General features: G+C 67.0%; 20 protein-coding genes. 14 read left to right on the top strand and 6 right to left on the bottom strand.

Going from position 1 to position 20082, the window contains the following annotated elements; translation table 11 throughout:
* Nucleotides 1-175: 175 nt before the first annotated feature.
* A complete protein-coding gene (locus tag ACFY29_RS26305) occupies nucleotides 176-757 on the bottom strand; it encodes a TetR/AcrR family transcriptional regulator (protein WP_386990821.1) in 582 nt (193 codons plus the stop codon).
* Nucleotides 758-986: 229 nt separating this feature from the next.
* On the opposite strand from ACFY29_RS26305, the gene ACFY29_RS26300 reads away from it, so the two are divergent.
* Nucleotides 987-1772: an alpha/beta fold hydrolase gene (locus ACFY29_RS26300; RefSeq protein WP_386990427.1), complete on the top strand. Its 786-nt coding sequence runs from the start codon at nucleotides 987-989 to the stop codon at nucleotides 1770-1772.
* Nucleotides 1773-2001: 229 nt separating this feature from the next.
* The gene (locus tag ACFY29_RS26295; RefSeq protein WP_386990425.1) at nucleotides 2002-2340 is read left to right on the top strand and encodes an MmcQ/YjbR family DNA-binding protein; all 339 of its coding nucleotides are present in this window, start codon (nucleotides 2002-2004) and stop codon (nucleotides 2338-2340) included.
* Between the two features lie 339 nt (nucleotides 2341-2679).
* Here ACFY29_RS26295 and ACFY29_RS26290 read toward each other — a convergent pair whose 3' ends face one another.
* Together ACFY29_RS26290 and ACFY29_RS26285 are read right to left on the bottom strand one after the other, a co-directional pair.
* Nucleotides 2680-3099, bottom strand: coding sequence for a DUF6086 family protein (locus tag ACFY29_RS26290; protein WP_386990423.1), 420 nt, complete (start codon nucleotides 3097-3099; stop codon nucleotides 2680-2682).
* Nucleotides 3100-3281: 182 nt separating this feature from the next.
* A complete protein-coding gene (locus ACFY29_RS26285; RefSeq protein ID WP_386990421.1) occupies nucleotides 3282-4001 on the bottom strand; it encodes a hypothetical protein in 720 nt (239 codons plus the stop codon).
* 488 nt (nucleotides 4002-4489) lie between these two features.
* Here ACFY29_RS26285 and ACFY29_RS26280 point away from each other — a divergent pair, with 488 nt between their 5' ends.
* The 8 genes from ACFY29_RS26280 to ACFY29_RS26245 all read left to right on the top strand — a co-directional run bounded on the left by ACFY29_RS26280 (nucleotide 4490) and on the right by ACFY29_RS26245 (nucleotide 12876).
* Nucleotides 4490-5389, top strand: coding sequence for an aldo/keto reductase (locus ACFY29_RS26280; RefSeq protein ID WP_386990419.1), 900 nt, complete (start codon nucleotides 4490-4492; stop codon nucleotides 5387-5389).
* Between the two features lie 414 nt (nucleotides 5390-5803).
* A complete protein-coding gene (locus ACFY29_RS26275) occupies nucleotides 5804-6724 on the top strand; it encodes an NAD-dependent epimerase/dehydratase family protein (RefSeq protein WP_386990416.1) in 921 nt (306 codons plus the stop codon).
* Between the two features lie 9 nt (nucleotides 6725-6733).
* Complete coding sequence (locus tag ACFY29_RS26270) at nucleotides 6734-7594, top strand: RNA polymerase sigma-70 factor (protein WP_386990415.1); 861 nt, start codon at nucleotides 6734-6736, stop codon at nucleotides 7592-7594.
* Nucleotides 7595-7841: 247 nt separating this feature from the next.
* Nucleotides 7842-9080 carry a hypothetical protein gene (locus ACFY29_RS26265; protein ID WP_386990413.1) on the top strand — a complete coding sequence of 413 codons (1239 nt, stop codon included), beginning with the start codon at nucleotides 7842-7844 and terminating at the stop codon, nucleotides 9078-9080.
* A gap of 549 nt (nucleotides 9081-9629) precedes the next feature.
* On the top strand, nucleotides 9630-10184 hold the full coding sequence (locus ACFY29_RS26260; protein ID WP_386990412.1) for a hypothetical protein: 555 nt from the start codon (nucleotides 9630-9632) through the stop codon (nucleotides 10182-10184).
* Nucleotides 10185-10590: 406 nt separating this feature from the next.
* Nucleotides 10591-11253 (top strand): uridine kinase, encoded by a 663-nt coding sequence (locus ACFY29_RS26255; protein ID WP_386990410.1) that lies wholly within the window; start codon nucleotides 10591-10593, stop codon nucleotides 11251-11253.
* 146 nt (nucleotides 11254-11399) lie between these two features.
* Nucleotides 11400-11840 carry a hypothetical protein gene (locus ACFY29_RS26250; RefSeq protein WP_386990819.1) on the top strand — a complete coding sequence of 147 codons (441 nt, stop codon included), beginning with the start codon at nucleotides 11400-11402 and terminating at the stop codon, nucleotides 11838-11840.
* A 118-nt stretch (nucleotides 11841-11958) separates the two neighbouring features.
* Nucleotides 11959-12876, top strand: coding sequence for a tyrosine-type recombinase/integrase (locus ACFY29_RS26245; RefSeq protein WP_386990408.1), 918 nt, complete (start codon nucleotides 11959-11961; stop codon nucleotides 12874-12876).
* 73 nt (nucleotides 12877-12949) lie between these two features.
* Here ACFY29_RS26245 and ACFY29_RS26240 read toward each other — a convergent pair whose 3' ends face one another.
* Nucleotides 12950-13426 (bottom strand): MarR family winged helix-turn-helix transcriptional regulator, encoded by a 477-nt coding sequence (locus ACFY29_RS26240; RefSeq protein ID WP_355613552.1) that lies wholly within the window; start codon nucleotides 13424-13426, stop codon nucleotides 12950-12952.
* Between the two features lie 31 nt (nucleotides 13427-13457).
* Between ACFY29_RS26240 and ACFY29_RS26235 the strand changes: the two genes are divergently transcribed.
* The gene (locus tag ACFY29_RS26235; RefSeq protein WP_386990405.1) at nucleotides 13458-14534 is read left to right on the top strand and encodes a GNAT family N-acetyltransferase; all 1077 of its coding nucleotides are present in this window, start codon (nucleotides 13458-13460) and stop codon (nucleotides 14532-14534) included.
* A 255-nt stretch (nucleotides 14535-14789) separates the two neighbouring features.
* Nucleotides 14790-15248: a hypothetical protein gene (locus ACFY29_RS26230; protein WP_386990404.1), complete on the top strand. Its 459-nt coding sequence runs from the start codon at nucleotides 14790-14792 to the stop codon at nucleotides 15246-15248.
* A gap of 176 nt (nucleotides 15249-15424) precedes the next feature.
* Here the strand turns inward: ACFY29_RS26230 and ACFY29_RS26225 are convergent, their stop codons facing one another.
* Nucleotides 15425-15883 carry a VOC family protein gene (locus tag ACFY29_RS26225; RefSeq protein ID WP_386990402.1) on the bottom strand — a complete coding sequence of 153 codons (459 nt, stop codon included), beginning with the start codon at nucleotides 15881-15883 and terminating at the stop codon, nucleotides 15425-15427.
* A gap of 44 nt (nucleotides 15884-15927) precedes the next feature.
* Nucleotides 15928-17349, bottom strand: a complete 1422-nt coding sequence (locus tag ACFY29_RS26220) for a PLP-dependent aminotransferase family protein (protein ID WP_386990400.1) — start codon at nucleotides 17347-17349, stop codon at nucleotides 15928-15930.
* Between ACFY29_RS26220 and ACFY29_RS26215 the strand changes: the two genes are divergently transcribed.
* On the top strand, nucleotides 17348-18595 hold the full coding sequence (locus ACFY29_RS26215; RefSeq protein WP_386990398.1) for an aminotransferase class V-fold PLP-dependent enzyme: 1248 nt from the start codon (nucleotides 17348-17350) through the stop codon (nucleotides 18593-18595). The two genes, ACFY29_RS26220 and ACFY29_RS26215, sit on opposite strands and share 2 nt — an antisense overlap.
* A gap of 7 nt (nucleotides 18596-18602) precedes the next feature.
* The gene (locus ACFY29_RS26210; protein WP_386990396.1) at nucleotides 18603-19892 is read left to right on the top strand and encodes an MFS transporter; all 1290 of its coding nucleotides are present in this window, start codon (nucleotides 18603-18605) and stop codon (nucleotides 19890-19892) included.
* The last annotated feature ends 190 nt before the right edge of the window (nucleotides 19893-20082 follow it).

The following is a 20082-nucleotide window of genomic DNA, read 5'->3' as shown; positions in this document are numbered from 1 at the left end:
CAAAGGGGACACCCAGACGTCCGGATCTGCCGCTGGTCGGGCGTCGGCTCGGTGGTTGGCACACGTCCGGCTTTGCCGATGACAGTGCGATGGGCCGACGCTCGTCTACCCGCGCCACCGCTTGATCCTGAGGCACGCGGCTCTCGAATGCGCGTGCGCCTACCACGCTGCCCGGTCAGGGGCTGCCGTAGGCGGCCAGGAAGACGCGGACCCCCTCGTCGGCGTAGCGCTCGAGCTCGCTGGGGGTGAACGGCGTGTCGCTGCCGTGGAACATCGCCTTGTTCAGGGGTATCGACAAGACCAGCCAGTTGAAGTGTTGGGCGGCCAGCAGCGGGTCGTCCAGGCGCAGGCGCCCTCGCCGCGCGAGTTCCTGGAACCGCTCCGCCAGCGTGACGTGGGCACGCTCGGGCCCACGCTGGAACCAGGTTCGGGCCAGATCCGGAAAGCGGTCCGCCTCGCCGATGATGATCCGCCGCATCTGTATCAGATGCGGTTGCAGAACGACGGTGATGTGCCGGCGAGCGAACTGGCGGAGGTCAATTTCGATGTTCTCGCTGTCCGGCAACGCCTGGACCATCGCCTGGGACCGCTCCTCGGCCTGGCTGATATCGCTGGTGATGATTTCGGTGAACAGCCGCTGCTTGTCGGCGAAGTTCTTGTAGACCGTCTGCTTGGACACCATGGCGAGGGCGGCGATCTCGTCCATGCTGGCGCCCCCGTACCCGTTGCGCAGGAACACCGTTCGGGCCGCCTCCATGATCGCCCGGCGCTTCTGGGCGGACCGACCCGCATCGGCGACGCCGCCGCCCTCGCCCGGAGCTCGGATGGAGTCGGCATTGCCGTCGATCGTCGTGCCGTCTGGTGGCGTCTTCACGACCAGCCTCTCTCTCGATACACATAGTACTGGACGGTTCAGTACCGGGAGAGTACTGTACCGTCCAGTACTCTCCCCATACAAGAGGACCTTGCAGGACAAGGAGAAGCCAATGAAGGTCGTGAACAAGACGACCTCGCGTGACGGAACCTCGATCGCATTCGAGCGGACCGGGTCGGGACCTGCGCTCATCCTGGTGGACGCTGCCGGGTGCTTCCGCGGGTTCGGGCCAATGGGGCCGCTGGCCGCAGTGCTCGCTGCGGACTTCACCGTGTTCACCTATGACCGCCGCGGCCGCGGCGACAGCACGGACACCCTGCCGTACGCGGTCGAGCGAGAGGTCGAGGACCTGCACGCCCTCATCGACGCCGCCGGCGGATCGGCATTCGTGCACGGGTTTTCCTCCGGTTCGGCACTGGCCCTGCACGCGGCGGAACAAGGGCTCGCGATCCCGAGGCTGGCGCTGCTGGAACCACCCGTTCCGGTCGACGACCAGCCAGCACCCGAATCGGATCTCGGCGCCGAGGTGGCGGAACTCGTCGCCGCCGGTCGCCGGGGGGACGCGATCGAGCACTTCCAAACGAGCATCGGTGTCCCGGCCGAGATGATCGCCGGGATGCGACAGGATCCGTCCTGGCCGGCGCTGGAAGCGCTCGCGCACACCCTCGTCTACGACACCGTGATCACCGGATCTCTGTCCGTCGCGCGGCTGTCCGCCGTCACCACCCCTACGCTCGTCATCGACAGCGAGGGCAGCGACGGCAGGCTACGCACCTGGGCACAGGGCGTCGCCGACACCTTGGCGAACGCCCGGCAACGCAGCCTGAAAGGCGAATGGCACGGGGTACCCGCCGAAGATCTCGCTGCCGTGCTTGTCGAATTCTTCACCGATCGCTGACTGGACAGATCCCGACTGCTGCCATCCGGCAGCGAATCTCCCCGCCCAACCGCCGCTCAACGCGGCGGGGGTCGCCCCGAGGGGAGCGGAAGGGGAAATCCGGGAGTGGATCTGATCGACCGCTACGAACTGAAGGATCAAGTTACACAGAACTCGACAAACCAGGCCCCCACAGTCAAGGTCGCGTGCCAGCCGGGCTCTTCACCACCTAACCACCGGAGACGCAACGATGATCACACTCGACGATATACGCCGCTTAACGCTCGCGCTGCCCGAGACCGAGGAACGCACGCACTATCGCCTGCCGGCCTTCCAGGTCAACGGCAAGACCTTCGTCGTCGTCAAACCAGGCAAAGCCCAAGCGCTGCTGCACGTCGACGAACCCGACGGGCGCGCCGCAATCGCCGAGGCCCCCACTGTCTTCGAAGAAGAGCGGCCCGGCAGGGCTTGGGGAGTCTGGGCCGACCTCGCGTCGGTCACACCCGAACGTCTCGAGCGCCTGATCGAACTGGCCTGGCGCGCCAAAGCACCCAAGAGACTCGTCGACGTGTACGACGGCAACCGTTAGCGGCCCGAGCTGTCGAAGCTGGCCGGGGCCAAGTCAGCAGGACCCCGTGCGCCGGGCAATTCACCGTCAAGGCCATGCCACGGATAGTTTCCTTCGGCTCGATGAGACCTCTACCCCGATCAGCATCCCGCGCTCGATCGCGGAAGCCGAAGGCGACGGAGGTTGGCATTCGCCGCAGCCCTCGGTCGACAAGCGCCGGTCGACCGCCGTCCTCTCATCCCGCGATCCGTGCGGCGCGCAGGGTGACGGCGGCGCTTGCTGCTCGCCGTCCGGAACAGCGATGAGCGTGCGTTTGAGGCGAGATGCAGTCAGCCCACGTCATGGTGGTGGTGTGCCGCGTCAGCGTGGCATGGCGCGGGCCAGAGCGTCGGCAAGTTCCCGCAGACGGACTGGGTCGCCCAGCGCGCCGATTCCGCCGGGGCCCACCGAGACATCCTGTGGGTCCAGCGTGGCAGGTGCGTGCAGGGAAGGCACGGCGCGGCCAGCACGGTCGACAAGAACGAGCGCGGTGGCGAGGAAGCCCTCCAGCAAAGACCTCAGAATCGCGTGGCTGGAGGACAGGTATTGCTTGACCATGGCGTCAACGAAGCCGACAAAGACGTCCAGATCAACTTCGTACTCGTCGGCGTCCATCGCACCGATCCCGGTTGGCGTGGCCACCTGCGGGGCGACTGCCTCACTGGTACGGACGAAGAGCTCCGCCACGCGGTTGGAAGGGTTCCACAGGACCAGGTCGCCAACCTGGAAGTACTGACTCACCGAAACATGATCACACGAACGAAGCGATCGCTCACCGTCACACCACGATCGCCGCCTCCGTCGCGCATGCTCATCTGCCGCACACCGTGCGCTAGGCCCGTGCCTGTGGCGTCACGGCATCGGCCTGCCTGACCGTTGATCGCTGTGCCGAGCCCAGGTCGTGCGGCGGCATCGGCGTCTCGTCAGCGGACCGCTTGCTTGCCGACTGTGCAGGCTCGGATCGCGATGGTGACCCGGTTGCCCGCGGAGGGGTCGATGACGCAGTGCAGTCCGAGGTCTGTGATGCGGCCGTCGCGTGCGTCCCAGTCGCGGGCACTGGCGTCACGTCCCAAGATTGAGCCGAGCGAGTCGATCGTGGCCTTCCAGAGGTTCGGCCAGGCGCGGCGGGGCCCGACCACGAACGCAAGCTGCAGGGCGATACCGCCATCGGGAAATGGTTGAGCGGCGGTGATCTGGTCGCGGATCTGCCGCTTGTAGGCGGTGGTACTGGCCGACGCAGTCGTGCGCACCTGCAGCGAGTACACCCCGCCGGGATCCTGGACAGTGTGCGTCTGGCACACCGCGACCGAGGACCTCGCTGCATGCCGCTTGGTCGCCCACACCGAGGCGAACTGCCGCCCGGTGCCCTTGGTCAGCTTCGGGACGAGCGGAAACAGGTAGTTGTCGAGGTCGTTGAGCGCGAGCAGGGGCACGATGTCCGGCAGCCCGATGTCCACGCGCGGCGCGAGCGGATCCGATGTGACGCGCAACTGCTCGGCGACGGCCGCCTGGACGTCGGCGGCAAACGCGGCGGAGCGAACCTGGCCCGGTGACCCAGCCGTGTCCCAGCTGGCCAGGGCAGGCGGAACGTTGAGTGTGCTGCCCACGAACTCCGGGCGCGCATAGAAGACAGGCAAGGTCACAGGTGAAATCTATCGCCAGACCAGAGCTCGACCGCCCGTCGTGGCTGCCCGCTGCTTGAGCTGCGTTCCTCGTTTGCCTTCACGCTCATACCGCGAAGCGCTCGTCACCGAAGGTGACGTCGGCGCCGGTCGCCGGCGTCCTGACGTGCCGATGAGCGTGCGTTGACAGTCCTGCATGTCGATGCGCTGGCCTTAATGGAACCGATGTCACTTGACCTGGTGGCGCATCGGCCCGAGGCATGTCGTCGAGGCTGGACGTCGACACTCACGCCACGCGAACGGTCGGCGACCCCCGGGCCGCCAATGAGCGTAGGTGTCCCGGATGGCGGCCCTGTGCGGGAATGTTCACCGGATGGGTCATACGGGACACCCCGCCGCGCTCAGGCCATCTGAGCTGTCGTTATGAGGTTCCTTGTTCGAGATGGCGCAGACCGGGCACCGCTAATGGACTGGACCTCAATTGCAGTTGAGGTTTTAGGGTGTGGGTCATGCCAACTGCTGAGACGGGAACGCGTCTATCCATGGGTCGCGATCCTTTCGGCCGTCAGGGATTCGGCGCGATGAGGTTGCGCGATGGAACCGCCGACGGCACCGACCGCGACCCGGTGGCGGTGGTCCACGCCGCCCTTGATGCGGGCGTCACGATGGTGGACACCGCAGATGCCTACCGGAATGAAGAGCTGGTCGGCCGGGCAATCCGGGGGCGCCGTGATGAGGTGCTGCTGGCCAGCAAGTTCGGGTTGGTATGGCGAGATGAGCTCGCCGGCGGCTTCGATGTACGGGCTGACCGGTCGTACGTGCGGCAGGCGAGCGAGGCGAGCCTGCGACGGCTTGGTGTCGACGTGATCGACCTCTACTACCTGCACCATCGCAGTGAAAAGGTCCCGATCGAGGAAACCGTCGAAGCCATGGCCGAACTGGTCAACCAGGGGAAGGTGCGCGCCCTTGGTCTGTCCAACGTGACGGCGGACGACCTACGCCGCGCACACGCCGTTCACCCGATCGCGGCGCTACAGGAGCAGTGGTCACTGGTGCAGCGCGACATCGAGCAGGAGCTGCTGCCTACCGTGGCCGACCTCGGAGTGGTCGTCGTGGCCCACTCCCCAAACGGTCATGGACTCCTCCACCAGCCTCCGAGCACAGCCGACGAGCAAGTAGCGAGCGGCCTACGCGCCGCACTGGGCGAGATCGCCAGTAGACACGACACCACGAGCGGGCAGGTCGCACTGGCCTGGGTGCACCACCGGCAGCAGGCACACGGCGTGCCGGTCATCCCGATCCCGGGGACCACCAGCGTCCGCCACTTGCGTTCCAACGTCGCTGCGGCCGACCTAGGCCTGTCCGACGACGACCTGCGCCGGCTCGATACCCTCCGAGCTGCGTCGTGACCCGCACACCGTGTCCGGTAGCGGATCGCCTTACGGGACGGGTTGGACGGGCTTCATGGGTCAACATCGCCAGGCTGCCAACCCCCCGGTGACCGAGCCGCGCTATCGCCCACGCTGCCCCGGACTGAATGAGGATGCAGTCCAGGTCGGCATTGAACATCCGGTCATGCCGCGATCCGCTCGGTCATGCCGATGACAGTGCACTCGATCATGCCGATGAGAGGTGCACCGACTGAGGCGTCGCCACAGCTTTCCCGTGGGCGTTTTCAAGCCTGCATCGCCAACTCGGCACCGAGACGACTATCGAGCTGCCACAAGATCCTCTCACTATTGGAATTCAAGGCCCGGAGTAGAGGACTCGAGTGACCGGGGTCACGCCCGGGTATGTCACGGATCGGAAGGCCGCCTTGTCCCATGGCCATGACGAAGATGAAGAACCAGAGTGTGATCGTGGCCGGAGCCAGTGGTGTTTTCGGCCGGCACATCCGCGAGGCGCTGACCGACGCCGGGCACACCGTGCTAGGCGTGGGCCGCGGCGAGGGCAACGAGATCCGCGCCGACCTGCTCGACCGCGACGGACTGCTGCGGGCGTTCGAGGGGATCAAGGCCGACGTCGTGGTGCACGCCGCGACCGCGTTGCGCAAGCCGCCGATGACGCACAAGGGCATGTTCGGCACCGACGACCTGCGGGTCACCGGGACCGCAAACCTGATCGAGGCGGCCAAACTTGCGGGCGTACGCCGCTTCATCGGCGAGAACGTCGCCGTCGGCTACGGCTACCGCGACTTCGGCGACCGCGTTCTGACCGAGGCCGACGAGTTCGGGGCGTCCGTGACGGACCCGAACATCAACCGGCACCTGGAGGGCATGCGGGAGAAGGAGCGCTTGCCCCGGGAGTCGGGGCTGGAGGCGATCTCACTGCGATTCGGCTTCTTCTACGGGCCGGGGGGCACCGAGACGATGGTGCACATGCTGCGGAAGCGACAACTGCCGGCGTTCAACGACCACGGTCACATCTCGCCGTGGACGCACCTGGCCGACGCGGCCGCCGCCGTCGTCGCGGCGATCGATCGCGGCCGGCCCGGTGAGGCGTACAACGTCGTCGATGACCACATGGGCTTCGGGGAGATGATCCGGGCGATCGCCGAGACCTTCGGCACACCCAAGCCATTCACCGTGCCCACGTGGATGATGGCGGTCGCGCCCTACATGCACCTGATGCTCGGCGTCACCATGCGGGTCTCGAGCGAGAAGGCCCGCCGCGAGCTCGGGTGGCAGCCCGCGTACGCGACGGTGCTGGACGGGCTGCGGGCGCAGGCGCTCGGTCACGTCTAGCCTGTTCCCATGATCGATAGCCAGGTCTTCGCTCAGCATCGGCGGCTGCTCTTCGACGTCGCGTACCGGATGACGGGGAGCGTCGCCGATGCCGAGGACATCCTGCAGGAGGCCTGGCTGCGGTGCCGCGACGTCGACGGCGGCCAGCTCGCGAACCCCCGGGCGTACCTGGTCAAGACCGTCACCAACCTCTCGCTCAACCAACTCACCTCGGCCCGCGCCCGCCGCGAGACGTATCTCGGGCCGTGGCTGCCCGAGCCGGTGCTCACCGCGCCCGACGCGGGCCAGGAGGCCGAGATGGCCGAGTCGATCTCGATGGCGATGCTCGTCGTCCTGGAGACGCTCACCCCCGCCGAACGCGCGATCTTCCTGCTCCACGACGTTTTCGGCTACAACCACGCCGAGGTCGCATCCATTCTGGACAGGTCCGAGGTCGCGGTGCGGCAGACCGCGGTCCGGGCGCGGGCGCACGTCGCGGCCCGCCGGCCTCGCTTCGACGTCGACCAAGGCGTACGCCGAGAAGCAGTGGACCGGTTCCGCAAGGCCTGTGCCGGAGGCGACCTGAACGCGATGATGGAACTCCTGGCGCCCGAGGTGATCTGCTGGTCGGACGGCGGTGGCAAGGTGACCGCGGCCCGCCGGCCGCTGGAAGGCGCCGACAACGTCGCCCGCTGGCTGCTCGGGGTCTTCGCCAAGCCGGAGACGCAGAACACACGGCTCGTGATCACCGAGATCAACGGCGGGCCGGGCATCCTCGGCCTGGCCGACGGGCAACCGGCCGGGGCGATCTGCCTCGACTTCGACGGCGAGCGGATCACCGGCGTACGCATGCAGGGCAACCCGGACAAGCTCCGAGGCCTCACCCGCTGATCCCACCTCCCCCGTCGATCATGAACCTAAGATGATCCTCAACGGAACAGTTCCGGATCACCGTTCCATCCAGCCAGCCACATCAACGAGTACGCCGACAAGCGGTAAGTTGAACAGCCAGCGACCTGGTCGACCACCGCAAACACGGCCACGTCGCCCTCAACGCACGGATTTGCCGATGAGCGGATACCCGGTGCTAGTCAATTAGGGGCATCACAAGCGTCTCTGCGATGGCAGGATCGGCCGGATGCGAGTTCTCTTCGAGGGCGTCGTCCCCCTCGCCTACGGACAGTTCTACGTGGCCAGTCAGGAATTGCCGGACATGACAAAAGGGTTCGCCGGGCAGGTGAACGGCCTCTGCGGAGCCGGCGAGCCGGGCGCGCTGTTCCTGATGACCGGTACGCATACCGGGCGGGTCCGGCTGCGGGTCGAACTGCACGAGCACGAGCCGCCGGCCGCCGCGGACGAGTGGGAGGAGGTGGTCGAGGCCCCGTTCCTGCCGCGCGCCGCGACGGTCGACCTGGTGCCCTGGGGCGACGGATCGCTGGCCGCGTTGCCGCTGACGCCGGACGGGCAGGAGGCCTACCTGCTGCCCACCTTTCGCGTACGGTATTGCGCCGCCGGCATGGACGAGGGGCGTGATCCGTACGGCGGGTTCGACCCGGACACGCTGGAGGATGACGACTACACGTATATGGAGCAACGGCCGGACCGCTACCTGCTGTGCTTCTGGCCCGACGGCGCGGGAGGCAGCCCCGTCGACGGCGGGCTGCGTGCCGACGCGATCGTCCGGCAGACCAGCGGCGCCGCCGGGTACTGGCACAACTGGGCCTCGACCCTGCCGGCGCCACCGTCGCTGTGGGACCAGGTGGAGGCCACGAAGCTTGAGCGGCGAGAGCAGGAGCGGCGCGCGGAGGAGTACCGGCGGCGGGAAGAGGAGCGGCGCTGGGGTGGGCGCCCGCCGGGGGAACGGTTGCGTCAGGTCCGGGGCAACGTTCAAGGGATCGCCCTGCTGGACCGGGACCTCGTCGACGGCGTTGCCGAGGCTGACGACGTCATCCAGCGCCGGATCGCGGTCTGGGCCGCGCGGCAGGCGTTCGCCCTCGCCGGCATCGCGGACCTCGGCTGGATGGCCCCGGCATGGGCGGCGCTGGAGCACGGAGACCCCCTGCCCGCCGAGTTCACCGACCCGAAGGCGCTGCTAGCGCGGATCTCGGGCGCGCAGAAGCCCGGCGGGTACCGCATCGTCGGGATGGTCCGGCAAAGCCATGGCGCGGCCCTTTCGCTCGGCGCGATACTCGACGGCCCGGTGGATCCGGCAGCGATGGCGTTGCCGGCGCTGGCGGCTGCCGCCGGGCCGGATCCGCTGCAGGCCGCGCTGGAAGCGCTGTGGGCGGCGATCACCACCTACGCGGCTCGGCGCGCGGAATTCCTGGCAGAAGTGCGCCGGGCGTTTCCCGTCGTCGATTCAAAGGGCCCATGCTGACGAAGTGCCATCCGCGATCGCGACCTGCTGCTTCATGCGGCGGCCCTACCGGCGTCAGGGCAATGCCTGCGGGCACTACGAAACACGGCCCAATTGGCCCTGAAGGCCCGCCGTCGCCGTGCGCTCACATGCCGCGATCCGCGCGTTACGGAGCGTCATGTCGAGCGAATGGAGCCGACGTCCGGACTTGCCGATGAGCGGATGGTTCGTCGATACCGGCAGTGACATGATCAACCTATGGCGGACAACTTGTTTACGTCCGGGCTCTCCGCCTTTGACCAGCATGGGCGAGGTTGTACATGTGACATACGGGGCCGACCCTGTTAATCCTCATCGCCGCCACGGTCTTCCTGGTCCGCCTCGCAAGACCCTGACCGCCTGCCTCGACCCCCAGGGAAGATAGTCGATGGGCTATCTTCCCTAGCTAGCCGCGATCCGCCGGCCCTCCCGGCCGTCGGTAGATGTCCCCGAAGGTCGTCCTTGGCTGGGCGTCGAGGCGCGGCCGATCGGCAGTACATCGATCGTCAAGCTGAGCATAGGAGCAAAAGGGTGCACTTGAGGCAGACCATGATCCCCTCCATCGCGGTCGCGGTGGCCATGATAGTGGCGGGATGCGGAGGAGCCACCGAGTCCGGCGCGGCGAGCGCTCCGAGCCAAAGCGCCAGCGCGGTCCCATCGACCCCGCCGCCCTCGGCACCCGCAGGGAACAAGCTTGGCGATGCGATTCCCTTTGACGAGAACACCTCGACCATCACGTTCTACGGTTACAAGCACAACGCCACGCAATTCGGAAAGCCATCAGACAGTGTCTATGTCTATGGCGCGATCGACCTCAAATACTGCCTCAAAAAACTGCCGAAGGGATACTCCGCTGTCTCGATTGGCACCTCAAACTGGGTATTGAAATTCGGGGACGCTTCAATCAAGAGCACTGGCCACGCTGGCGGCAACGGCATGAAGCCCGAGTATCCCGACCGGAAGGAAATCAAGGTCGGGACCTGCGTTCGTGGTTGGCTTGAGTTCAAGGTACCCAAGGACGGAAAGCCGACTGCGGTGGAATATACGCCAGCAGGGGCTCCCGAACCAATCACTTGGACTCCGTGACCTTACCGTTCCAGCACCTGCGGCTGAGAGCCGGCCGAGGCACCCGGCCCGACACGGGCGCGAATCATCGACCTGACCCGGACGACCCCACCTTGAGATTGTTTACTTGGGGCAGGTGTGTTTGTGAACAGTTATTGCGGTTGGGGCAGCAATAACTGTACACAAACCCCCCCCTTCGACTCGACGATCGGTAGAGCTATGGGCGCACGTTGGTGCCCCATTGCCCGCTGAATTATGGACTTTGTTCGAAGACTAATCGCGACTGGCAACGACGCAACCGCATAGTCACCGCCTGCTGGCATTCGCTCATGCCGCTGGTGGTGCGCCGGGGCTCAGGTAGATGCGCACGTCCGAAACTGCCGATGACCGGATGCGGGCCGGTAGGTCAGCATGGGAATCTTGCCGGGTGATCATCTCAGTCGAGCGATGCGATGTCATCCGGCGGGTTGCGGGCTTGATGCCCGCATCGCAGAACGGTGCCTGTGCCCGCGTGGCGGTCGATGGTCCGGATGCATCCGGTAAGACGATGTTCGCCGATGAGCTTGCCGCCGATGTTCAGGCGTCCGGCCGCCCTGTCGTGCGGATCTCCCTCGACGACTTCCACAACCCGCGAGCGATCCGATACCAGCAAGGACGGGAATCACCAGAGGGCTATTGGCAACACGCCTTCAACTATCCGAGGTTCCGCAGCGATGTCCTCGAACCCTTCCGCCCGGGTGGCACACGGCTGTACCGGCCCGCCGCACACGACCTCGCCACCGACGCCCCCCTCGACCCGGAACCGCTTACCGCTGCGCCTGCCGCCGTACTCATCATCGACGGGCTCTTTCTGCAACGCGACGAGCTGGTCACGGCCTGGGATTTGTCGGTGTTCCTGGACGTTCCCTTTGCCGAGACAGCAAAGCGCATGGCGATGCGCGACGGAACACATCCCGATCCCGCGCACCCGAGCATCCGCCGCTACGTGGACGCGCAACGCATCTACTTCGGAGCCTGTACCCCGCATGACCGTGCCGACGTTCTCATCGACAATCAGGACCTCAACGCACCACGCATCATTCGACCATGACGCACTCAACTGCCGCCGACCGACCGCTACGCACTGTCACCACAACGGATCAAGTCGGCACCCGGTCGTGCCGAGGTGAGTATGTCGGCTGCTGGACCCGATAGACCGTGCGTGCCTCGCTGCCCTACCCTGCCTTCGTGCCGATCATGAAAGAGGAACGTCTTGCCGTTGTAGCAATGATTCGGCGTGCGCGGGTATCGGTAGCGCTCACAGTGATCGCCGCAGTCATCGCTGCGCTCGGCGGCTATCGGATCGGGTTGTCGCGTGATCGGCATTCGGCGACCACAGTGGTGTTGACGGGGACGGTCACCTGGTCGAACGAGGAGACGCGACTGATCGCGTTCGAGACGGATGGCGTCGTCCGCAAGCCCAACGACGGGGACACGATCTACTCCGTGCTTACAGACAATTGGCAGGACGTCGCGGGGACGATCCACTCAGATGGCACCTATCCGACCTGTCTAGCTGGGGATGGCGGCGACCCGGTTTCCACGGACCATCACCGCGCCGAGTTGACCGTCATCGACTGGGACACTGGTGGTGCCCAGTGGATGCACGTCGCGGTCCGAGTCCGCTGTCTGGACTGAACGCCATTGGCACGCCGACAGATGGGATTGCCTCGCCCATAGGCGACCACGTTGGTCTCACTCTTCTGCCGCTCCGGGTGGGCTGGCGTTCATCGTCGGTGGTGACGCACGGTGCTGTATGGCTACCCCTCCTGCTTCGGCTTCCAGTGTCGTACCGGCCGATCAAATTGTTGTGCGCGCCGCGATGTCCGCCTTCTTGGGCCGCTACCGTGGGAAGACTCGCGTCCATACCGAGTCCGACCTGCGAGTCTTCCTTCGTTGGTGCAGCGACCACAGCCTTGACCCGCTCGCCGCAGCTCGAGTGGACGTCGAGCGGTACGTGCGCTGGCTGCAAGACGTTCGCCGATACCAGCCCTCGACGGTGTCGCGGCGCCTGTCGGTCGTGGTCGGGTTCTATCGGGTCTGTGTCATCGACGCCATCCTGGAGCACTCGCCAGCCGATTACGTCCGCCGGCCCACGGTGCCGGCCGAGTCACCGACCCTGGGACTGGGGCACCTGCAGTTCGAAGCTCTGATCACTACCGCCCGCCTGTCGGCCAACCCGAACGACTTCGCCCTGGTCGCTCTCTTGGGTCTGCTCGGCTTGCGGATCTTCGAAGCCTGCGGGTCGAACATCGCCGACCTGGGTGAGGAACACGGCCACCGGGTCCTACGGGTGCGCGGCAAGGGCGGCAAGGTTGTCCTCGTCCCGCTGCCACCCGCCGTCGCCCGAGCCATAGACCGGGCCGTCGATGAGCGCACCAGCGGGCCGATCCTGCGCAACACCCACGGTCGGCGGATGGACCGACACGCCGCCACCCGTCGGCTCAAGCACCTTGCCCACGCCGCGGGGATCCGGATGTCGAGGATGCACCCCCACATGCTGCGGCACACGTTCGTGACGACGATGCTCGACGCTGGCGTCAGCCTGCGCGACGTGCAGATCGCGGCCCGTCACGCCGATCCGCGGACCACCATGCGCTACGACCGAGCCCGCAAGAACCTCGACCGGCACCCCAACTACATCCTCGCCGCCTACATGGCCTCCGGGACATAGCCAGCGCTCGCGGCTTTGCCGAGATGAGTGTGTTCATCATCGGCGATCATGCCGACGGGTGCCGTTTGGGTGGTCAATCGTCGCGGCTTGGGGGTTCTTCCAGCCTCCGGTCGATCTGTTCAATGGCGATGAGGTCCTCTGGGGCGAGTCGGTCGATGAAGTGGCGTCGTACCGATTCGACGTGGGCCGGTGCGGCGTTTTCGAGTGCGTCCAGACCTTGCGCCGTGAGTACGAGGAAGCAGCCTCTGCCGTCGGTCGGATCGGGTGCGCGCCTCAGGAGACCGCGTGCCTCCATCCGGGTGGCGTGCCGGGACAGCCGGCTGCGTGACCAGCCCATCTTGTCGGCCTGTTCCCCCAGGCTGCTGGTGTGGCCGGGCCGCTCCGACAGGGTACTCAGTACCTCGTAGTCGGGTTCGGAGAGCCCGATCGCGGCCAGATCCCGCGCCGTGCCGGTCTGAACGGCGACCACCACGCGCAGGAACGCCCGCCACGCCCGCTCCTCGTCAGGGTTCAACCAGCGTACGGTCCCGGCCGGCGGCTTAGTTGACATGTAATCAATCTAGCACCTAGACTTCGTTTCCATGTTAACGAAACCGGTTCGTGTCCTTGTACTGATGTGCAGCACCCGCCCAGGCGCCCTCGGGCCCCTGGTGGGACAGTGGCTGATCGAAACGATCACCCCTCGTGCCGCGGAACTCGGCGTCGAGCTCGTACCAGTGGCCCTCAGCGATCTGAACCTGCCGTTCCTGGACGAGGAGGAGCATCCGTCGTCGGGTGTCTACCGGCATGAGCACACACGTCGGTGGAGCGCGATCGTCGACGCGGCGGACGGGTTCATCGCGGTCACGCCCGAGTACAACTACGGAATGCCAGCGACGCTGAAGAACGCGCTGGACTACCTCAGCCGCGAATGGGCGTGGAAGCCGATCGGTTTCGTCAGCTACGGCCACACGTCGGCGGGCACCCGGTCGGTTCAGCATGCCAAGCAGGTGGTGACTACGCTGCGCCTGGTTCCGCTGGGCGCCACGGTCGCGATTCGCATCGGTGACGCAATGGAGAGTGGGCGGCTGCGGTCCGACGCGGCCCGCGACACGGCGGGTGTCGGGCTGCTGGACGAACTGGTCCGGGTCGCTCACGCCCTACGGCCACTGCGCGAACGCGCACGAGCCGGGACGCTGTCCGGACCGTTGCCGGGGTCCTACGTGAGACGGCTGACCCCCGACGACGCGCCCGAGGTCACTGTGCTGCAGCGGTGCTGCTGGGTGGACGAAGCCGTCGTCAATGACACCATGGCCATACCGGCCCTGCACGAGTCGCTGGAGGAGGTACGCGACTGGCTGGCGACCTGGCACACCACGGGCATCTGGCTGGACGGCCGACTGCTGGGCATGGTGCGGGCCCGTCGCGTCGACACCGACTGGCACGTGGGTCGGCTCGCCGTCGTGCCCGACCTGCGAGGTGAGGGGCTGGGCCGGTGGCTGCTACGTACCGCCGAAGCCGGCGCCCAACCGGATTGCCGCCGCATCCTGCTGTTTACCGGCGCGAAAAGCCTGCGGAACATCGACCTTTACCACAACGAGGGATACCAGTCGGTGCCACTCGCCGGCCCTGACGGAACCACCTGCCTTACAAAGGACATATCCGTCAGGCAGCGCTGACGCTGCCGGCTCATTGAACCCACGTAGTCCGGTGCGCTATGCCGCTGATGGGGCGTTGGCGGATCCGCGTGCGGGACACGTCCGACTTTGCCGAAATGAGTACGCTCAGACTTCTCTTTGCGGTCTCGCTGGCAGGGGAGTTAGGCTCGCCGTCCTTCGCCAGGCGGGACGAATGGAGCGTTTATGGGTTTATGGCGGTTTCTGAGACCTGCGAAGCAGCCGATGGCTGGCGCGAGGCTGTGCCACTGCTGCGGCATGGTCCTGGACGCGGACAACCTGGCCTGGGACTACCCGCTGCCCGACGATCTCGCAGCGCTGGCGGAGAAGGAACGGACGGCCAGCATCCAGACCTTGACCCGACAGATCGTTCAAGCTGATGGCTACGGAAGCGCCATCCGAGTCATCCTGCCGATCCCGCTCGACACCGGTGACCTGATTACGCTCGGCGTATGGCTCGCGATCACCCCCGCCGCCGAGTGGGACCGTGTCCTCAGTGCGGCCCAGGCTGGCGGCGATGCGTGGAGCGGGACCACTTTTGCGGGCGTGCTGCTCAACGCGGTCGAGCCGTGGCCGGATGTCTATCTTGCGGAAGCGGTCGCCGTCGTACCTGGGCCGAACAAGGTTCCGCGCATCACCGATAGCGCGAGCGAGTTACTGCGCCGCGTACTCACTGGGCCTTGGTCCCACAAGGAGGTTGTGGGCGCCCGAGCGTGAGGCGGCATAGGCCGGCTCGGAAGCTGTGCTCAGGTACTACGACACCTCGTGAAGGGCATAGCGCGATGCGCTGTCATGCCGCGATCCGCGCGCTACGCGGCGTCACGAAGTGCTGACTCGGCCGGCATACGCACATGCCGAGATGAGGGCGTACGGGGATGGCGGCGCATGCCTCGTCAGGAATGCCGCTCTGAAGATGAGCGGGTCGTGCAGAATTCGTTTCCAGCCGGGTCGCACCGCACGGCCCAGCCGTCGCCGTCGGGCGTGCGGTGATCGGCCAGCATGGTCGCGCCCAGCGCGAGGACGCGCTCGACCTCCCTGTCGCGGTCCCGGTCCGCGGGCTGCAGGCACACGTGCACCCGGTTCTTGACAACCTTGCCCTCGGCGGCAAATAACAAGAAACGGACATCTTTGGAGGAGTGACTGAGGGCAACCTTGTCGAACCAAGAACCGATGCCTCGGCAGGCAGGCGGCTCAGCCGCGACCGCAGCCGACGGCCCGGCGAACCCGGGCCACGGCCACGTCGAGGTCGGCGTCGAGGGGCCGGCTGCCTGCTCACGCTCGCCGGATCCAGCTCGCCACCGGGCCGGGCTGGGCGCCCACCGCCGGCTGACCGGGGACGGGGGCGAGGGCACCGGCCCAGGGTTGGAGCATGATGTGCTGGCGAGCGACGGGCACTTTACGAATCGGCACTACGCAAGTGTCTTGTCGCCTTGCTCAGTCGGTGCACGCCTTCGGATAGCTGGGCCAGGTCGGCCGTAGCCGCGAAGCCGAGACGTAGATACGCCCCTGATGGTTCGGCGGCGAAGTAGCCGCTGCCGACGCTGACTGCGACGTCTCGGGCGTGGGCAGCATCGGCGATCGCGGTAGCCGACTGGAGGGGTCCCGGTACGCGTACCCACAGATGCAGGCCGCCCTGGGGGACGCTGGAGAGCGTCCATTCCGGAATCTCCGTGGCGAGTGCGGCGGCGAGGGCCGCGCTGCGTTCGCGCAGCGCGGTGGCCAGCCCGCGCAGGTGCCGATCCCATGACGGTGTGCTGATCAGTTCGACGGCGGCTTCCTGCAGCGGTCGGGCGAGGAAGAAGTCGTCGACGAGCCTGGTCGCGCGCAGCCGGTGAGCCACGGGGCCGCGGGCTATCAGCGCGCCGATGCGCAGGCTCGGTGACGCGGGCTTGGTCAGGGAGGTCAGGTAGACCACTGTGCCGTCGTCGTCGTCGGCTAGCAGAGGGCGGGGCATCTGTCCGCCGTGGCCGAGCAGCCGCGCGAAGTCGTCTTCGAGAATGAACGCCCCGACGGCGCGGGCGATGTCGAGGACCTGGCGGCGGCGCTCGGGTGGCAGAACCGCGCCGGTTGGGTTGTGGAAGGTCGGTTGGCAGTAGAGCAGCCGGGCGCCGGTCGTCGCGAACGCGTCTGCGAGCAGGTCGGGGCGGATGCCGTCGGCATCGATCGGGACGGGAATGGGGCGTAGTCCGGCGGCACGCGCGGCGGCCAGGGCGCCTTGGTAGGTGGGCGACTCGACCAGGATCGGGCTACCGGGCGCGGCGATGGATCGAAACGCCATGGAAAGGGCGTCTTGTCCGCCACTGGTGATCAGCACGTCGTCGGCGTCGACGTTGGCGTCGACGAGCCGAGCGAAGAGCGAACGCAGTGTTTCCAGTCCGGCGGTTGGTGCGCGGTCCCAGGCGTCGGGTCGCCGGGCTGCCCGGCTCAGCGCCCCGCCCAGGGCTTTGGTCGGCTGCAGGGAGCGGTGCAGGTAGCCGCCCGCCAGTGTGATCGTGCTCGTCGGTGGCGGGCTGAGCAGGTCGGTGGCGGTGCGGGCGTCGACGCTGCGGTCGCCGAGCGCGACCGTCTGCCACGACGTATCAATCGCGGCGTGGGGCGTGCGTGACCGGCGGGGCGCCACGAAGGTCCCGCTTCCAGGCCTGGTCACCACTGTGCCTTCGGCGGCCAGCGCCGCAACTGCCCGCGCCACCGTCACTGGGCTCACGCTGTGACTACGTACCAGGTCACGATTGCTGGGCAGCCGGTCACCGGGTGCCAGGCGGGCGATCTCCGCCCGCAGCGTGGAGACCAGAACGACAATAGTGCTACTCTCTGCCATGAGAGAACATGATAGCGCTATCGCCGCTTCTGGAGAACCGCTCCTCGACCTCACCGCCCTACGGGCCGACACCCCCGGCTGCGAGTCGGCAATCCACTTCAACAACGCCGGCTGCGGCCTGCTCGCCCGGCCGGTACACCAGGCGATGGTCGAGCACCTGGACCTGGAGGCGCGTATCGGCGGCTACGAGGCCGCCGACGTCCGCGCCGGCGAGATCAGCGATTTCTATGCCGCCACCGCGGAGCTGATCGGTAGTCAGCCAGGCGAGATCGCCTTCGCGGCCAGCGCCACCGATGCCTACACCCGGGCGCTGTCGTCCATCCCGTTCCAGCCCGGTGACGTCATCCTCACCACCCGCAACGACTTCGTCTCCAACCAGATCGCCTTCCTGTCGCTACGCAAGCGGTTCGGCATCGAGATCGTGCACGCACCCGACCACCATGACGGCAGCGGCGTTGACGTCGACGCGATGGCGCAGCTCATGCGAACACGGCGTCCGCGATTGGTCGCGGTTACCCACATCCCCACCAACTCCGGGCTGGTCCAGCCCATCGCGGAGATCGGCCGTCACTGCCGGGACCTGGAACTGGTGTATCTGGTCGATGCCTGCCAGTCGGTCGGCCAGTACCCGATCGACGTCGACGAGATCGGCTGCGACTTCCTGACCGCCACCTGCCGCAAGTTCCTGCGTGGACCACGCGGCACCGGCTTCCTCTACGTCGCCGACCGGATCCTGCGCGACGGCTTCGAGCCGTTGTTCATCGACATGTACGGCGCGCGCTGGACCGGTCCCGACACCTATCGCCCGGTCGACACCGCGGCGCGGTTCGAGGACTGGGAGTTCCCCTACGCAGCCGTCATCGGCAGCGCCGCCGCCACCCGCTACGCGCTACGCGTGGGCATCGAGCCGATCTCCCGGCGCACTCCCGCCCTGGCCGCCCGGCTACGCGACCAGCTCACGCAGATTCCCGGCGTACGCGTGCTCGACCGCGGTCCGAACCCCGCCGCGCTGGTCACCTTCGACGTCGCCGGCTGGGAACCGGTGCCGTTCAAGCAGGCCCTGGATACACACCGGATCAACTCGGCACTCAGTTACCAGCACTTCGCCCAGTACGACTTCGCCGACAAGGACGTCGCCTGGGCGCTGCGGCTCTCGCCGCACTACTACAACAGCGAGGACGAGGTCGACGCCGTCGCCGAGGCCGTCGCCCACCTCACCGCCAGCCGGCGCACCAACGAAAGGTAGCAAGGTCGTGCAGACCCTGGACATGACAGACCAGGCATCGACGGTCGGCCCACCGGCAAGCCTGCGGCACAACCGGGACTTCCTCAAGTTCTGGCTCGGCGAGAGCATCTCCCTGCTCGGCACGCAGGTCACCACCCTTGCCATACCACTGACCGCGATAAACGCCTTCGGCGCCACCGACGAACAGGTCGGCCTCCTGCGCTTCCTGCAGCTCGTCCCGTACCTCGGGCTCGCCGTGCTGTTCGGGGTATGGGTCGACCGGGCCCGGCGCAGACCGATCATGCTCGCCGCCAACCTGGCCCGGATGCTGCTGCTGGCCCTGGTGCCCGCGCTGTACTGGACAGGCGCGCTGAGCATAACTCCGCTGATGATCATCGCGTGCGCTGTCGGTGTCGCCTCGGTGCTGTTCGACGTGAGCTGGATGTCGTATGTGCCCACGCTCGTTCGTGACCCCAGGCACTACGTCGAGGCCAGCGCCAAGATGGGCATCAGCTCCTCGGCCGCCGACATCGCCGGGCCGGGTCTCGCCGGGGCCCTGATCAGCGCGGTGACCGCGCCGGTGGCCATTGTCGTGAACGCTGTCTCGTATCTGGTCTCGCTGGTGTTGCTTCTGCTGATACGCACCCGAGAACCCCAACCGCCGGCCGCCGAACGCCGCCACCTGAGGACCGAGTTGCGCGACGGCCTACGGTGGGTGATCGACAGCCGCATCCTGCGCTGGCTTGCGGGAATCGGCTTCTGCTGCAATTTCTCGATGATCACCGTGTGGACGATGTTCCTCCTCTACGGCACCCGTGATCTGCAGCTGAGCTCGACCATCCTTGGTGGCGTCTTCGCAACGGCGTCGGTCGGTGGGCTGCTCGGCGCGGTCATCTCGCGCAAGGTGATCCAACGGTTCCCCATCGGGCGGGTCTACCTCGTCGCCCAGTCAGCCCTGCTGCTCGGCCCGACGCTGATCGTCGTGGCGGCCGGTCCGCGACCGCTGGTTGTCGGGCTGTGCGCCCTGTCTTTCTTCACCACGTACCTCGGACTCGGCGTGGCCGGCGTCATCATCGTAAGCCTCCGCCAAGCGGTCACCCCGCAATCGATGATGGGCCGGATGACCGCCGTCTTCCGCACCCTGCTCTTCGGCGGCGGAGCGCTCGGCGGACTCGCCGCAGGCCTACTCACCGGAGCCATCGGCGCCAAAGCAGCGCTGGCCGTCGCGGCCACCGCCTCGGCCGCAGTGGTGATCGTGCTCGTCGCATCACCCGTGAGCCGGCTGCGCGCCTTCCCTACGGCGGCAACGGCGAAATAGCACAGACAAACGCCTGGTGGCCGGCAGCCGTAGTAGGCTGCCGGCCACCAGGCGTCACAACGCCGGGCTGCATGCACCGGACCCGCAACGCGCCGCCTACGTCTTCGGCGACGGGCAGCGCGCGAGCCACGCCCCAGCCGCGCTGCCAGCGGACGATGAGATCTCGCAGGTTGCTCACCCATCGAGTAGA

This window comes from Micromonospora sp. NPDC000668 (assembly GCF_042897975.1).
In the GTDB taxonomy this organism is placed as follows: domain Bacteria; phylum Actinomycetota; class Actinomycetes; order Mycobacteriales; family Micromonosporaceae; genus Micromonospora.
This window is presented reverse-complemented; position numbering and strand designations above follow the sequence as displayed.